This window comes from Moorena sp. SIO3I8, from assembly GCF_010692325.1.
Taxonomy (GTDB): Bacteria; Cyanobacteriota; Cyanobacteriia; order Cyanobacteriales; family Coleofasciculaceae; genus Moorena.
The window spans coordinates 1-15373 of record NZ_JAAHHW010000148.1; the positions used below are offsets into that span (position 1 = coordinate 1).

The following is a 15373-nucleotide window of genomic DNA, read 5'->3' on the forward strand; positions in this document are numbered from 1 at the left end:
TGTCACTCGGATTTCACGAGGGATGGTCTTTCACCATCATGGTTATCAAGTTGTCAAGGTTCTTTCTTCCTTGCGACTAATCCTCCTAAACCCTTGATGGGCAAGGTTTCTAGTCAACGAATCGCACGGCTGCATCCTACCCGACAGTAGGGATTAAGCTTGACATAGCTTACTAAGGTTCGACTAGTCCTTAGACCTATTTGCTGTCGTTTTTACTTGTTCCACCTGATAGATTGTTATGACGGTTTAGGACAGTCCGGAGATGAAACCTTAGAATAGTGGAGCCTTACTACAAAATTTTTAACCCTTTTACCCATAGCCGACTAACTATAAAGGCTCCACTATTCTTGCGGTAACTTCTAACCAATTTGCCTACCCTCTCCTCGGAGATTACAGCTGTTCGTGTTATAACGCTGTGAGGATTAGAGGGTGAAATCTCGCATATCTTCAGATTGCGGCTTTGGGGTAAGACACTTTTTTAGGACTTTTGTTAATCTATCCGTATCGTCTCCCTTTTAGCGGCAGTGTGGCTAATCTGTTTCACCTCTGATTCCGCCCTGGTGCCAGCTTCACTCTGCTAGGTTGTCACCTTGCTCGGTGTGGCCAGATAAGGAGTCACATCATCTCTTAATGGGGTGGACTTTCACCACCATCCATCAGGTAGTTAGAGTTCGGGGTTTTCCCCGCGAATCCCCTAGTCATACCCTGCCTGGGATAGGCAGCTCCTACTAGGAACAAGCCGCACAACACGACCCCATCAAATCCGGTAAAGTTGTCCCCAGTCCTTTTCCCAAGAAGGGTTCCATTCCTAGAGTCAACTTGCGACGTGTAACTAGGTTGAACTTCTGTCACAACCGAGCCAGTCCAATTAGCCCATTTCTGTAATGAATCTCGAAGCTCTCCTTTCATCCAACTATTGAGCTTACGAGACAGAGGTTTGGACTGGCGTTTATTTCGGATTGGTTGTGTTAAATCTGAGGCCGTAGGCCACGCTACGCGAACAGCAAATACTTTTAATGACTCACCATTAAAAACAGACTTGGAGGCTGCTCCTATGATGGCTTTAATCTCTGATTGGTTCTGCCTATAACGCTTATTTTCTGTTTTTCTAGCTAAATTGTTTTTTAATACCCGAGCAGACTTCACTGGGTCTATTTTTTCGAGCTTTCTGTGGAGTGCCCAGAGTTTTCCTCTCTTTCTGTTTTTCTCGCAGATACGATCGGATTTTTGGGTGGCTGCTTTGCCTAGTCCTTTTCCATGGGTCTGGCCGTCTGAATCATAAAAAGCCTCGGTGTATCCTTTGTCTAGCCCTATGCTGCGACGTTCAGCAGGGATTCTAACATTGCCATGATCTACTAAAAAGTGAACCTCAAACTTTTGCAATAATTGATTGTATATTAGTCTAATCTGACCTTTTATTTTTCGATTAGACTGCAAGTTCTCAATAAGTGCTGATTACAAGTTGAATTGGGAATGCTTCAGACTGGGTTACCAACCTGTAAGTGCTCCATGGATTTGTGTTTAATCAGTTCTGGTAAAGAGGGAATGCTGTGGTCACCTCTATCCCTTGACAATAGATAGTCCCAGAAGCAAACCCCTAGCTTGCGACAAGTCTTTTTCAAACCTACCATCGTATCTCTGGCTTTTCGTCCAACATCATTGCGAGTGCCACCACTAATTTTTCGACGGGTGACAAATTCTCGGATGTCAGAGGAGGCTGCATTGTTGTGGAGTGGAATATCCGGATCATCAAGAACCATCATTAGCTGTTTCTTGTTTTTCCTAAATCCCATCAAGGTGTTATTGAGGGTGGGGTGTTGCAAATAGCACCGACCAAAAACCTCATCAAAGCGAGCCCATAAGTACTTCTTGTACTGGTCACTGGGAGTCTTTGGGTAGGTTTAATGCTCTTGGTAATAGTCCCACAAGAGGGTTTGGACTTCTTCAATTTGGGCGCGAAACACAGCAGTGCTCCCCTCTAATTTCCGGATGGCTCGTTCAGCATGAACCCAGCACAAGGCATGGACCAGGAGATTAAACTGGCCTGCACCATCGGAAAGAATCACCAACTTCTGACTAACTCCCCCCTCAATCAAACCTCCCAGCAGGGCAGCTTCTGTGACCAACCGAACCGCCAAAGGCGTGACTATACCGATAGAATCCAAATATTGATTCCAGGCTTGGGTGCTATTGGCCAAGACAAAGGAAGTCAAACTCCAAGACCTTCCATTGCTTTTTCCCTAATTTATAGCTCTGTAAATACTTGCGGGAACACTCCCCCACGTACATAGCTTGGTTTATTGCCGTGGAGTTGCTCCAAAAAGTTGCTCCGACTCTTGCTCAGAGTACTAGCAAAGTAACTAAACCACTCATTGCCAATCACTGTGCAATACCCATTCTTACCTCCCTGGCGGGCTCCGGTATCATCCGTGTGAATGTAGTTTGAGTAGCCCAAGCCTGTTTCTAACACTGAGGCTTGTTCCTGATGAAACTCCTCTAGTTTTTCGGTTAATATTCGATTGACTTGGCCGACTGAAATATCGATTCCCCAATCCTTTAGCTGTTGATATATCAACGGTTGCGGCACTCGATTTTGGTAGTGTTCATGCAATATATAACCCACCAACTCCGGACCATAATGACCCGTCAAGCTATACTCTGGCGGCAACTGGGCACAAATAACACTCCCATCCTCTAAAACGTACTCTGCCAACAAAAATCGAATATTGTTGCGCTTTATACATAGTTCTTGGACGTCATATTCCCGATACCCATTGAATCTTGCTCCCTCTGGCAACTCCTCTAGCTCTATTTTGCGTTCTTCATTGACCACGAACCCTTGTTTTTTACTGCTATGGGCAGAACCAGGTCGTTTGCTACTCTGTTGCTGAGACTCAATGCCTTGGTTTAGTTTACTCGCTTTTAACTGGGGCTTCTTGCTCAGTTTCTTTTTCTGCCGTAACTCTTCTTCTAATTGACTGATGCGTTCGGTTAACTGTTTTACCTGTTTCTCTAATGCTTGATTTTGCTGAGCCAACAACCCTATTATTGCTTGCTGCTGTTGCACAAACAAGCGCAGACGCTCCTCCTCTGGGAGGTCGGTTGTTTCGTCGAGAGTGGCCAGCACAGGAATTTCAGTCATATCTCTGTTAGACCAGATTTACGTACTTTTGGCAAGGGGACTGCCAACATAGATCCCTTCACAGGGGGTGCAGGGGTAATTGAGAAGTTACATTAGACTTGACGATTATTTTATTTCTTTTTCCTCTAGTAAGGCCAGCTAATTCTAGCTGGTAAGTATTTTGATAAAGTCTCTTACAGTTATATCCTACTTGTTGATAGACTATTTGATTTTTGACCCAAGAATGTCCTCTATGAAATTGTTTTCTAACAAGTCTATGAAGGAGTGGATTTTTTAGAAAAGCTAAGGTCTTAAGCTGCTTGCAAAGTTCTTTCCTAGTCTTTTGATCTTTTTTCCCAGAAAACCTTTTGTAAATTTTTTTTATAACTGCATCGATACAGGCAGCTTGTTGAGCTGTAATGGCTTTCGCTACATCATTGATAGTCCAGTCCATTAATTTGGCAGGCAGCCCCAAGGTATCGGGAGTTCTAAAACTTTTTACTTCCGGAATAGCCTTTTTCCAGTCTAATCCCCAATAGTTGATGCTTCCTAGCTTGTTGTAAGACTCAGCCCGAACAATGCCCAGCTTTTTCATAGTAGATAGTAACTCAGCCTCAACCGATTCAGTCATCCCTACTACTGGGACAATCTGAGTTGATATCTTCTTTGTTACTCCTACTTTTTTGGGCATCATCAACTAGGGTGTCTTCTTTCCTCAGTATACTCTAGTGCTATAAAAATGTCAATGTCGGTTTTATACCGTTAAATACTGTTTTATCCCTATTTATTAGGGTTTGATTGCGAGACTATCAAAACTCATTTAGCGCAAATGTTCAAGACTGAAACCGATGTAACAGTGGGCACCCGTATCCAACTGGCTATCCAACAACTTGCATGAATGACTAATCAGTAATCAGGAACGCCGAATATTAAAACAACACCAATCTTGACGCTTCCAGAGGGTGGCGACAATCCAGTTATTTTGTTCTAGGGTATCAGCAATCGGTTTCACCTGATCTAATAACACACCACTGATAACTCCCCAGCTGGTGGGTTTCACAATAGCATTCATTAGTGGAATTAAATCAATAATCACCTCTGCCAGAATATTGCAGAGGATTCCATCTACTGGTTCACCATTAGTAAGCTTAGACAAGGTTTCTAGACTACCCTGTTCTATTACCAGATCCTGCTCAGACATGTTGTTAAGAGAGCGGTTGTTGCGGGCAGCACCCACGGCTAATGGGTCAATATCCACGCCATAGACCTTTTTAGCCCCTAACAACACCGAGGCAATGGAAAGAATGCCCGAACCACAGCCAATATCCACTACCACATTCTCCTGATCACTGTAGCCTAGACGCATCTCTAATGCTTCCATGCATAACTGAGTGGTGGGATGGGTACCTGTGCCAAATGCTGCTCCAGGATCAAGGCGTAACAAGATCCGTTCGGAAGGGTCTGGTAAGGGTAGCCAGGCGGGATAGATCAAAAAGCGATCGCCAATTTCTTGGGGTTCCCAGTATTGTTTCCAACTACTTGCCCAATCTTCCTCATCAATCAGGTGCCACCGAGTTATCGGTACTGGCAGCCCTACAGTAAGGGCGTCCTGACTTACCCAAAGGGCAAGGGCTGCCAAATCCAACAGCTGTGCTTGTATTTGGGGTAAGTGAGCCAGCACTAGTTGAGAATGTCCCTTAAGCTGGCTGGACATTCCTCGACAACCAAACTTCTCCAATCGCCAGAAGATTAAATCCTCTAAGGCAGAGTCGCACAAAATTTGAATTTCCCACCAGCTGTTTGCCATATCTTAGTTCCGAGGTCAAGAGTGCTGAGTTTAAGAGTGGGGAGTCAGCAGGGGGAGATACACGCTCCTTCGTTAAGGATCAAGATTGTTTGTACCTATAACCTTTTCCCCATATTCAGCACTCAGCACTCAGCACTCAGTACTGAATATATTCAGTACTGAACTTATAAAGTTACCGTGTGAGCATCCCTAATCCCTGGCACCTTCATAATCTCTGTCAAAACTCCCTCCGGTAAGGGGTCATCTAGACTAAGCACCATAACTGCGTCACCCCGCACAATTTTGCGGCCCACCTGCATACTGGCAATATTGACATTAAAACTACCCAGTAGAGAGCCAATTTTACCAATAATTCCCGGCATATCCCGGTGTAGGGTAAACAGCATATAGTGAGTGGGAGGAACATTAATCGGGAATTCGTCGATACTGGTAATGTAGATTTCCCCATCATTTAACAAAGCACCCGTTACAGAATGTTTCCCCATGGAACCGGTAGCTGATAGATCTAGGGACCCAGAATAGTCTCGCATCGAAGCATCCCTGGTTTCAATTACCCGAATGCCCCGCTCTTTTGCTTCAATGGATGCATTGACATAGTTTACCCGCTCTCGCAGTGCCTGGGAAAGTAAGCCTTTGAGGGCAGCAACCACTAAGGGCTGGCTTTCGTTGGTAGCTAACTCTCCCTGTAATCGGACATCAAGTAATTCAATGCGTCCCCCCGCCAGTTGAGCAACTAGGTTACCCAGAGTTTCTGCCAACTCCATGTATGGTCTGAGTTTTTCAATCACATTGGGTGACAATCCAGGAATATTAACTGCTGAACGGGCGGGTAAGCCTAAGAGGACATCCCGAATTTGTTCGGCTACATCAACAGCAACATTAACTTGGGCTTCTGTGGTAGATGCCCCTAGGTGGGGGGTCAGAACGATTTCTTTCCCCAATTCACGCAAGGGGGATTCTCCTAGTGGTTCTGATTCATAAACATCCAATGCTGCACCAGCAATCTTACCCTCTTTGAGTGCCTTAGCCAGGGCTTCTTCATCAATAATGCCTCCTCTGGCACAGTTGATAATTCGGGCAGTCGGCTTCATCTTAGCAATGGCTTCGTCATTAATCAGATGAGCGGTTTCTGGAGTTTTCGGGATATGGAGTGTGATGTAATCAGACTCGCGCAACAGCAAATCCATCTCGACTAAACGACAGCCTAGCTGTTCGGCCCGTTCTACCGAAATGAAGGGGTCATAGCCCAGCAACTTCATTCCCATTGCTCGGGCGACAGTTGCTACATGGGAGCCAATTTTACCCAAGCCAACTACACCAAGGGTTTTTTTGTAAACTTCTGTGCCAATAAAAAGCTTACGCTGCCACTTATTGCTTTTAACTGACTGATTGGCATCGGAGATATGGCGAGATAGGGCTAGCATCATTGCCAGGGCATGTTCGGCTGCGGCTATAGTATTCCCTTCCGGAGAGTTAACCACTACAATCCCATGACGAGTTGCTGCTGGGATATCGACATTATCAACCCCAACACCAGCACGACCGATGATCTTGAGTTGCTTGCCCGCCTCAATTACCTCTTGGGTAACGCGGGTGCCAGAGCGAATCATCAGAGCATCATAGTCTGGAATAATTGTCAATAGTTCTTCCGGTGATAGATTCGGATTGAAATCAACCTGAGCAACTTGGGAAAGGATATCAATACCAGCTTGATCAATTGAGTCAGAAACAAGAACCTTAGACATGACCAGGAGATAGGTTAATGGGCTATACACACGGTGCTGGAGCTATGCCATGAGAAACTCAGATCAACCCCAAGAGTACTAGAGATGAACCATCATCAAATAGCACTTAACTACAAGGAAATGTAGTTGAACAGGTCGATTTGTTCACATTCAGTAGCTCTGACCGCAGTATGCTATCTTAACGGCAAAGGTATCCCTGGATCGCTAGTGATCTAAAAGATTTTAAGTTTCCCCCATCTTTGATGGAAAATTTCTCAAAACTCTAACTGTTGAAAACCCCTGTGCTTGAGGCGGGGGATCAAAAGGAGCTCAAGCAAGAGTTCAAGTAAACTTTACATGTACATAATCAGCACAAGTGGCGATGAAATATGTGATTGCTGTATTCCCCAACCGCATTAAGGCAGAAGAAGCTTATACTGCTTTGGAAAAAGAAGAATTACCTATGGATCGAGTAAGTATCTTGGGTAGAGGATATAAGAGTGCTGATGAGTTTGGATTCATTGACCCCAAACAACAGGGAATCAAGGGAGCCCGACGAATGGCATATTGGTTGGTTCCCTTTGGATTTGCGGCGGGTTATCTGTTCAATATGCTAACTGAAATAAAACTGTTTGGCTTCTCTAGCGAAATTGGCAATCATCTCCTGGGAGGGGTATTTGGTGCGATCGCAGCAGCAATGGGTAGCGTTTTCGTTGGAGGTGGGGTTGGTTTGAGTGTTGGTAGTGGTGATGCACTGCCTTATCGGAACCGTCTGAATCAGGGAAAATACTTAATTGTTGTTCAGGGATCCGAGAGTTTGACAGAGCTAGGGACTAAAATTATGCGTCAGTTTCAGCCGGAGACTATTCAAAGGTATGAGTTCCTCTAGACTATTTAAGGGTTGCGCAATTATTTTGGTGGTAAAAATCCCAAAGGGACAAAAAGTGGGAAGTAACTAAGCCTAAATGTAAATAAAAATTAATAAAAGTTAATAAAGATAAATTGTATAGTTAGTAATGGGAAATAGATGGTAAAAGAAACGAATTACCTATTGCTAAATCCTAATTACAATTTGAGGAAATAATTATTTAAAATCAAAAGTCTTTAACAAGCTATTAGGAATGCTACCTAGAGAAGAACTTTTAAAAGGTGTAGAGAATCGAGAGGATGTGGCTCGTGTGATTGACCAAGCTGATCAAGCAATTAAGACTTGGGAGGTGGTATTGACTGATTTTCTATCACCGCCAGTTTTGGTAGAGGTTGCTCAGCAGTTTGAACGGTTGACAGAGGTGCAATTGCTGGCTTGGGGAGGATATCCTCAGGCAGAACGACAACGGTTAGGGATCGCCCGTGAGGAATTGCCTCTGGATAAATCTCAGGTAGAAGTGGTGGGTTTGGATATTGCTGGGAATTTTTTGTTTGATACGGCAACTCACCGGGATTTCTTGGGGGCAATTCTGGGAACTGGATTGGTGCGAGAGAAGATTGGGGACATTATTGTCTTGGGAGAGCGAGGTGCTCAGGTGATTGTCGTACCAGAGTTGGTAGAGTTTCTGGAGCTGAATTTAAATCAGGTGCGTTCGGTACCTGTCAAAACTCAAAGGATTGATTTGAGTGAACTCAAGGTTAAGGAGCCGAAAAAGAAACTCAGAACAACAACAGAAGCTTCCATGCGTCTAGATGCGATCGCATCGGCTGGGTTTGGTATGTCCCGCAGCAAGATGGTTGATTTCATTACCACTGGGGATGTGCGGGTTAACTGGAAAGAGGTCAAACAATCTAGCTATACAGTCAAATCTGGAGATTTGATTGCCATTCGCGGTAAAGGACGCTTGGAGGTTGGGGATGTCTCTATTACTAAAAAACAAAGATATCGGGTTGAATTAACCCGATACATCTGAAACAGAGTGAGGCTTCAACATTCGCTGTGTTCAATCCCCTGTGTATAAGATAAATTGAGAAAGGTACACATAAAAAGTCTATAGGTTGTCAGCACCCCATACCCTGACTGGGACTAAAGAGCCTGACTGGTTTTTCGTTCCCCGTCGCCCATAGCTGGGGTTTCTACAATACCTAGCATTTGTGATGAAAATTTATTAATGATTATTACGACTTCCGTGCTGCAAAGCTTACTGCAAGCTATACCTATACTGCGGTCACAGGTGTACTTTAAGTCTTCTTTGACCGCACTTTCCCATGCCATGGAAGATCAGGTATTAGCTGGCTCAGAGCAGCCGTTGGTCATTGCTAGCTTCCAGCGAGAGCGTTTCTACCGTCAGGAAGCTCATCGATATCGACGCATTGCTCAACAGACCCCCCAAGTCTATGTACTAGCAGCACCGGAAACAGAATTTAAGAGTAGTTCAGAGTATCACGAAACCGTGGCATTTGAACCCAACGATACCCTCTCTCAAGAATGGCATTTGGTAGTTATTGGGAAAACATACACAAACTGTTTGATTTGTCAAGAACGACCCTCACCAATACTAGAGGTTACCAATGGGGAAATGGACTCATCCCGACGTTTTGAAGGAATCTGGACATTTGACCGGACGGTGAGTCAAAAAGCAGCTGAGATATTACTCAATCGCATTCAAATTTACCGACCTGAACTAGGCGCTAAGATTGAACAGGCCAAATCTCAGTATTTAGACGATTCATTAGTAGTTAGTGCTCGATTAACCCAAAACTCCACCAGTAATCTATCCCTTCTCGACCAAGCTCAAAGTTCCGCCAATTCTGATCCTTTTGTCCAGCGTTTGGTGACTTACCTACAGGCAGGTCAGTATAAATTGCTCAAAGCCTATCGCTCCATTGCTGCTCAGGGCAAGAAAGAATCTCTGATCAATTCTATTTCCAACGCCATTAGGCGATCCCTTGATCCCAATGCCATTCTTGAAGTCGCTGTGCAGGAGTTGGGTAAAGCCCTTGATGCATCACGGTGTCTGATTTATCGCTGTAAAGCAACAGATACCACTACTATCATCAATCATGAGTTCTTAAAGCCCTCTAGTCAGGGGGATGAACCATTAGTGCCCACACTAGGAAAAATATGGCCATTGCAAGACAATTGCCTATTCCAAGAGGTTGTCCAGAGTGGAGAACGGATTTATGTAGAAGACACCCAGACAGATCCTCGGATTAACGGTACTAATTCCACAAATAAAACTGGTAATCGACGATCAAAAACCTTGCACAATCTAGTCCAAGAGCTTGCCATTCGCTCTTGGCTGAAAGTACCAGTGCTGTATCAGGGTCAGTTATTGGGCATGTTAGATATACATCATTGTGGTTCCCAACCTTATCAATGGGAAAAGGATGAGTTAGCCTTAGTGGATGCGATCGCAACTCAAGTCGGTGTAGCTTTGATTCAAGCCGAAGCCTACGCCAACCTAGAAGATTTGAATCAGCAGCTAGAAGCTCTTGACCGCACCCGTAGCAATTTAGTAGCGATTACAGGTCATGAACTGCGCACTCCTCTCTCCACAATTCAAGTATGTCTTGAGAGTCTAGCTAGTGAGCCAGATATGTCCCTAGAATTGCGTCAGGTGATGCTCAATACTGCCCTCGCTGACGCCGAACGAATGCGGAAACTGATTCAGGACTTCCTTACTCTTTCTCGCTTAGAAAGTGGTCGTGTGGAATGGCACCCAGAATCCCTCTCCCTAAGAGAGTGCATTGACCTTTCCCTGAGTAATGTTTGCGCTCGCCGTTCTGAAGATGAACGACCTAGTTTATCGGTTCAAGTTCCAGAGAACCTTCCATTAGTCAAAGCCGACGGGGAGTGGCTAGTTGAAACTCTAGCTAGACTTCTCGATAATGCCTGCAAATTTACCAGCCCACAAGGAGAAGTAACTATAAGTATCCAAACACTGGACAATTCCATGATAGTAGTTATTATCGAAGATTCTGGACGTGGTATTGAACCCAATCGGCTGGAAGCTGTTTTTGACCGCTTCTATCAAGAAGAAGGTGCTCTGCGGCGAACTACTGGGGGAACAGGGCTAGGTTTAGCAATTTGTCGCCAAATTGTCAAAGGCTGGGGCGGTAAAATTTGGGCAAATTCAGCTGGCAAAGACCAAGGTTCTCAGTTTTACTTTACTGTTCCCATTATCCAAACTCCAAAATCAAAGCACTCAAAAGCTCGGCGTAAACGTTAGGGGAAATGAATATAACTAATTTTATGACACATACATCCCAGTTTATAACGAAGTTTATCTAATAATTTTCTGCCCCATTCCTTAGGAATATCTACTAACTTTTTTTTAAATTTTGCCTCTTCTTAGAGATCGCTTGTTCCTAAAATCATACCCCGATTCAGCAACGCCTTAGAGTTTCTTGGAAGCCCTAACTTAAGCGTTGCAAGTTAGGGGACTTGACCCATATCAAGTATCATAAGCTACCAAGCAATTGCTGCTAAAGCTCGTTCAATCCTCGTTTGTACAACTAGATCGGATTCGCTCTCAGATGCAGCCTGCAACACTAGAATCGCATCACTATTCCCAATTTCTTCAAGTGAGACAGCAGCACTATAACGAAGCCCCCAATCATCAGGCTGGCTAATGGTCCACTTTAGCTTTTCAATCGCTCGTGAGATGACTTCTGGAGCGCAAGCTTGACGACCGATTTTACCTAAACCCCGAGCTGCAACTCGGCGAATCTTCCCTTGACAATGATCAGCTATCTCAAAACCAATCACCTTTTCCAACAGGGACAGTGTTCGAGGAGCGCCAATGTGCATCAGGGCTTGAGTTAGTCCAGCCCTCAAGTCTTGATCTTCATCAGTATCAAATATCTGAATTATCGAATCAACACTGGCAGGTGCCAATTGAACTAATCCCTTGATTGCAGCAGCTTTAACTTTGGGATAAGGAGATTTCAAGGCTTCGAACAATACTGAGATAGGGCTTTCAGGCATTTGTTGAGAAGTTGGGATTGGTTGAGCCACCAATCCCATGATTTTCTCAACTTCCTGATTTGACTCCACTGTATTCGCTCTGGGAATGTTCCCTTCAATCGCATCCAGCAGAAGCTCGTCAATTGTTTGGAATAAAAAATTCGATTGTTCTTGCCGTCTAACTTCTGTCTCTGCTTGATCCAGTAAAAGTGATTCCAAGATGCACTTCAGAGTTGCTAATTTAATATTGTTAGGAATTTGTGCCTTAATAATCGCCGGAGCAGTTTCGAACCGACCAAGGGCTGAAAGATCAAATGCTGCCGCATATCGCAAAAACCGATTCTCATGACCGAGAGTTTGAAAAATCATCTCTAGGTAACGAGGTTCAAGGGTTAGGGCATAAAAATATTGAGCGGCCGCACATTTTACCCGTTCAGACGAGTGCTCTAAAAAAGGTTCAAATTGATCCTGGACTTCCCAAACTTTGAACGCTGTAAACGCCTCAATTAAGGCTTCTGTTGGCTTATCCTCTTTCTGTGCATTAAGGAGATCAAGTAATGCAGGGACTGCAGCGCGAGCGCCAATATCCTTCAATGCCAGAATCACAGCTTCTTGCAGTTTGAGGTCAGAGCACTCTAAAGCTTCAATCAATGCTGGGACTGCCTGTGGATCTTTTAACATTCCTAACGAACGAGCTGCCTGACGGCGAAGGGGATAACCCCCTAGAGCAGTTCTATCTCGCTCGTCTTTAAGACATTCACACAGCAGAGGAATAGCCTCCTGAATACGATTTTTCCCCAACCACCAAGCAGCATAATAGCGAATTCCGCTATCGTCACTGTTCTTCAAAGCGGTTATGGCAGCTTCAGCATTGTTGAGCTGTTGAGGAGAATCAATAACAGTCATTTGTTCATTTTTCCTTCTGACCATTACCCTAGTTAACGTCCTACCCTATACTTCCGGTTCTCTTCCGTATCCCAAGGAGAGCATGTTGACTGAGAGTACTCAGCTAATGACTTAAAACCTGGCGGACAAAGTGCCGGACAGATCTCGTCAATATCCTCCCTTTGAGGGTAGTGGTACACAAGTAGTGATTTTAGCTCCCGTTACCTTGACCAGACCCTAGCACAATCACTACATCTTTACCACTACCCAATTACCCATAGTTGCTAGCCACATCTAATTAGCCCATCCACCTTAATCCTTAATCCTTCATACTTCATACTTAATCCTTAATCCTTCATACTAAGGGGACAATCGTTTAATCACCCAATCCCCATCTTCACCATCATTGTACAGCAACCGATCGTGCAGCCGACTGGGACGCCCCTGCCAAAACTCAATTTCTGATGGAATCACCCGGAACCCTCCCCAGTGGGGTGGACGAGGTACCTCTTTATTTTCATAGTCCTGCTTCAGTTGCTGTAGCCGTTGCTCTAACACCTCGCGACTAGGGATGACTTGGCTTTGATCCGACACCCAAGCACCCAGCTGAGAACCCTTGGGACGGCTGTTAAAATAAGCATCAGACTCAGCGGCTGTTAGCTTATCGACTCGCCCCTCAATCCTTACCTGTCGTTCTAACTCAGCCCACCAAAAGGTGATGGCAGCCCAAGGATTCTCGATTAACTGCTGCCCCTTGTTACTGTCGTAATTAGTGTAAAAGACAAACCCCCGCTGATCGTAGCCTTTCAGAAGTACCATCCGGGCGGAAGGTTTGCCATCGGGTGTTGCTGTAGCTATAGTCATGGCATTCGGTTCTGGCAATTGGGCAGCCACTGCCTGGTCAAACCAAATTTTGAATTGCTCGAAAGGATTTGGGTGGACATCGGTTTCACTCAAACCCTTCAATGTGTAATCCTTACGTAAATCAGCTACTCTAGTATTCATGTTTCTTGCCTTACAATTGACCAGTTTTGGTGGCATCTTTGATATCTCCCTACCAAGCAGGTGTAGGCTTGAAGGGAACTCCAACTGCTGCTATACTGCACAAAGTCATAACTTGAGCTAATGGAAGATCCCCCCAGCCCCCAAAACAGCGGGGGGAGAACAGATAAAAAGTTCAGTTGATCACCGTGCCAAGTAGATGTCCTTGACCTGTGGGCGTTGGGACACCTGTGCACGTTCCAGTAATCGGCAAGTTAAAAAAGCCGATTTTTCGTGTTATCTGTTGTAGAAGTAGGAAGCAACTGCAACGGTTTTGGATTAAGCTGATGCGACAGATTAATTTTTTGCTGATTTTCGCTCTATGTCTGGCACTAGTCTTATTTGGCTTGGAAAATACCCAATCTGTTTCCATTAGGATTATTGATGGTATCCAGGTTAAGGCTCCCTTGGCGATTGCACTGATTCTATCCATGTGGCTTGGAGCAGTAATAGCCTGGTTATTCAACTTGTGGACGCGATTTATCAATTTTATAGGAACTCGTAAGATGGTTGGGCAGATACGCTCGAAGGATGAACAGATTAGACAATTAGAAGACGACATTCAACAATACAAAATTGAGATTGAACAGAAACAGTTGCTTTTATCGGCATCTGACCCATTGTCAGATAATCCACTATTAGACTAATTTTGGGATTGCCATTGGGGATTGGGAAAATGTCAAGGAACTGAATCTCCCCTATAGGCTATAGGATTCAATGCCTAAGCAATATAAGTCTAACAACAATGTTGTTTACTCTTGTAATTACCATGTTTTATGGTGCCCTAAGTACAACATACGAAAAGTTCTTACAGGCAACCTTGAGACCAGGCTCAAAGAGTTAATTAGAGAAGCTTGCCGGAACATGGACCTTGAAATTATAGAGATGGAAGTAATGGCCGACCATGTACATCTGGCTATGGAAGTTAACCATAAGTTTGGAGTTTATAAAACTCCCCCAAGCCGAAAACCCCGTCTCAAAGCGAGCGGGGATGAAGGCTGGCAGCGACTTTAGTCGCCGTGATAAAAATATCTTGGAAAAATCCGAAATTTTATTCTGAGTGTTGTAGAATAAAGTAGAAAGCAGTTGAGGTCGAAACTGATGATTATCTTAGAGTTCAAAGCCAAAGGTAAAAAGCACCAATACTCTGCGATAGATGAGGCTATTCGTACAGTTCAATTCATACGTAATAGTTGTATCAGGTATTGGATGGACAACAAAGGGGTTAACAAGTTTGACCTTAACAAATATAGTGCTGTTCTCGCTAAGAGATTCCCTTTTGCTAATGAGCTTAACTCTACCGCTCGACAGTCTAGCGCTGAAAGATCATGGTCATCAATCCTTCGCTTTTTCGACAACTGCAAGAAGAAAGTACCTGGAAAAAAGGGCTTCCCAAAGTTCCATAAAAACTGCAGAACAGTTGAGTATAAGCAGTCGGGATGGAAGCTATCCCCTGATAAAAAGTCAATAACCTTTAGTGACAAAAAGGGAATTGGAAAGCTCAAGCTTAAAGGTAAATGGGACTTTTGGCGCGAGACCGCGAAACAAATTAAGCGGGTTAGGATAGTTCGACGGGCTGACGGGTATTACATTCAGTTTTGTGTTTCAGTTGATATCAAAGAACAACTGGAGCCTGCTGACGCCACTATTGGCCTAGATGTTGGATTAAAAGATTTCTATACTGATTCTAGAGGAAATACTGAACCTAACCCTAGGTTTTACAGAACGGTAGAAAAACGCTTAAAGTTTCGTCAACGTCGAGTTTCCCGAAAAGTGCGGCTCGTTCTAAGTAGGAGCCTCCTGAAACAGGAGGGGTATGCCTTAGGAGGTTCGCGGGGATAGCCCCGAAAAACCTTAACTGTGTACTGGATGATGGTGAAAGCCCATCCCATTAAGAG

At 44.4% G+C, this 15373-nt stretch carries 13 protein-coding genes and 2 pseudogenes; 6 read left to right on the forward strand and 9 right to left on the reverse strand.

Annotated elements, in window-relative coordinates; translation table 11 throughout:
- Window positions 1–744 precede the first annotated feature (744 nt).
- From F6K51_RS31835 to serA, 7 genes and pseudogenes are all read right to left on the reverse strand, one after another.
- A pseudogene (locus F6K51_RS31835) lies at window positions 745–1437 on the reverse strand (transposase); the annotation flags it as partial.
- Between the two features lie 41 nt (window positions 1438–1478).
- Window positions 1479–1823 carry a transposase gene (locus tag F6K51_RS31840; RefSeq protein ID WP_293028290.1) on the reverse strand — a complete coding sequence of 115 codons (345 nt, stop codon included), beginning with the start codon at window positions 1821–1823 and terminating at the stop codon, window positions 1479–1481.
- 78 nt (window positions 1824–1901) lie between these two features.
- A complete protein-coding gene (locus tag F6K51_RS31845) occupies window positions 1902–2213 on the reverse strand; it encodes a hypothetical protein (RefSeq protein WP_293028293.1) in 312 nt (103 codons plus the stop codon).
- A gap of 32 nt (window positions 2214–2245) precedes the next feature.
- Window positions 2246–3142, reverse strand: coding sequence for a transposase (locus tag F6K51_RS31850; protein ID WP_293028296.1), 897 nt, complete (start codon window positions 3140–3142; stop codon window positions 2246–2248).
- Between the two features lie 58 nt (window positions 3143–3200).
- The gene (locus tag F6K51_RS31855; RefSeq protein WP_365940427.1) at window positions 3201–3815 is read right to left on the reverse strand and encodes a hypothetical protein; all 615 of its coding nucleotides are present in this window, start codon (window positions 3813–3815) and stop codon (window positions 3201–3203) included.
- Window positions 3816–4034: 219 nt separating this feature from the next.
- Window positions 4035–4928, reverse strand: coding sequence for a 50S ribosomal protein L11 methyltransferase (prmA, locus tag F6K51_RS31860; protein ID WP_293028299.1), 894 nt, complete (start codon window positions 4926–4928; stop codon window positions 4035–4037).
- Between the two features lie 164 nt (window positions 4929–5092).
- Complete coding sequence (serA, locus tag F6K51_RS31865) at window positions 5093–6673, reverse strand: phosphoglycerate dehydrogenase (RefSeq protein ID WP_293028302.1); 1581 nt, start codon at window positions 6671–6673, stop codon at window positions 5093–5095.
- Window positions 6674–7034: 361 nt separating this feature from the next.
- Between serA and F6K51_RS31870 the strand changes: the two genes are divergently transcribed.
- The 3 genes from F6K51_RS31870 to F6K51_RS31880 all read left to right on the forward strand — a co-directional run bounded on the left by F6K51_RS31870 (window position 7035) and on the right by F6K51_RS31880 (window position 10812).
- Window positions 7035–7541: a hypothetical protein gene (locus F6K51_RS31870; protein ID WP_293028324.1), complete on the forward strand. Its 507-nt coding sequence runs from the start codon at window positions 7035–7037 to the stop codon at window positions 7539–7541.
- A 232-nt stretch (window positions 7542–7773) separates the two neighbouring features.
- On the forward strand, window positions 7774–8553 hold the full coding sequence (locus F6K51_RS31875; protein WP_293028305.1) for a photosystem II S4 domain protein: 780 nt from the start codon (window positions 7774–7776) through the stop codon (window positions 8551–8553).
- Window positions 8554–8751: 198 nt separating this feature from the next.
- Window positions 8752–10812 carry a DICT sensory domain-containing protein gene (locus F6K51_RS31880; protein WP_293028309.1) on the forward strand — a complete coding sequence of 687 codons (2061 nt, stop codon included), beginning with the start codon at window positions 8752–8754 and terminating at the stop codon, window positions 10810–10812.
- 239 nt (window positions 10813–11051) lie between these two features.
- Here the strand turns inward: F6K51_RS31880 and F6K51_RS31885 are convergent, their stop codons facing one another.
- Both F6K51_RS31885 and pdxH read right to left on the reverse strand, forming a co-directional pair.
- On the reverse strand, window positions 11052–12455 hold the full coding sequence (locus tag F6K51_RS31885; protein ID WP_293028312.1) for a HEAT repeat domain-containing protein: 1404 nt from the start codon (window positions 12453–12455) through the stop codon (window positions 11052–11054).
- A gap of 339 nt (window positions 12456–12794) precedes the next feature.
- On the reverse strand, window positions 12795–13439 hold the full coding sequence (gene pdxH, locus F6K51_RS31890; protein ID WP_293028316.1) for a pyridoxamine 5'-phosphate oxidase: 645 nt from the start codon (window positions 13437–13439) through the stop codon (window positions 12795–12797).
- A 227-nt stretch (window positions 13440–13666) separates the two neighbouring features.
- On the opposite strand from pdxH, the gene F6K51_RS31895 reads away from it, so the two are divergent.
- The 3 genes and pseudogenes from F6K51_RS31895 (at window position 13667) to F6K51_RS31905 (ending at window position 15317) form a co-directional block, all read left to right on the forward strand.
- Window positions 13667–14122: a LapA family protein gene (locus F6K51_RS31895; RefSeq protein WP_293028319.1), complete on the forward strand. Its 456-nt coding sequence runs from the start codon at window positions 13667–13669 to the stop codon at window positions 14120–14122.
- Between the two features lie 70 nt (window positions 14123–14192).
- Window positions 14193–14426 (forward strand): annotated as a pseudogene (gene tnpA, locus F6K51_RS31900) (IS200/IS605 family transposase); the annotation flags it as partial.
- A 150-nt stretch (window positions 14427–14576) separates the two neighbouring features.
- The gene (locus F6K51_RS31905) at window positions 14577–15317 is read left to right on the forward strand and encodes a transposase (protein ID WP_293028322.1); all 741 of its coding nucleotides are present in this window, start codon (window positions 14577–14579) and stop codon (window positions 15315–15317) included.
- Window positions 15318–15373: the final 56 nt, after the last annotated feature.

Coding starts and splice junctions, on each gene's coding strand:
- F6K51_RS31850 (WP_293028296.1), bottom strand. CDS start 3,142: ATGACTGAAATTCCTGTGCTGGCCACTCTCGACGAAACAACCGACCTC.
- F6K51_RS31855 (WP_365940427.1), bottom strand. CDS start 3,815: ATGATGCCCAAAAAAGTAGGAGTAACAAAGAAGATATCAACTCAGATT.
- prmA (WP_293028299.1), bottom strand. CDS start 4,928: ATGGCAAACAGCTGGTGGGAAATTCAAATTTTGTGCGACTCTGCCTTA.
- serA (WP_293028302.1), bottom strand. CDS start 6,673: ATGTCTAAGGTTCTTGTTTCTGACTCAATTGATCAAGCTGGTATTGAT.
- F6K51_RS31870 (WP_293028324.1), top strand. CDS start 7,035: ATGAAATATGTGATTGCTGTATTCCCCAACCGCATTAAGGCAGAAGAA.
- F6K51_RS31875 (WP_293028305.1), top strand. CDS start 7,774: ATGCTACCTAGAGAAGAACTTTTAAAAGGTGTAGAGAATCGAGAGGAT.
- F6K51_RS31880 (WP_293028309.1), top strand. CDS start 8,752: ATGATTATTACGACTTCCGTGCTGCAAAGCTTACTGCAAGCTATACCT.
- F6K51_RS31885 (WP_293028312.1), bottom strand. CDS start 12,455: ATGACTGTTATTGATTCTCCTCAACAGCTCAACAATGCTGAAGCTGCC.
- pdxH (WP_293028316.1), bottom strand. CDS start 13,439: ATGAATACTAGAGTAGCTGATTTACGTAAGGATTACACATTGAAGGGT.
- F6K51_RS31905 (WP_293028322.1), top strand. CDS start 14,577: ATGATTATCTTAGAGTTCAAAGCCAAAGGTAAAAAGCACCAATACTCT.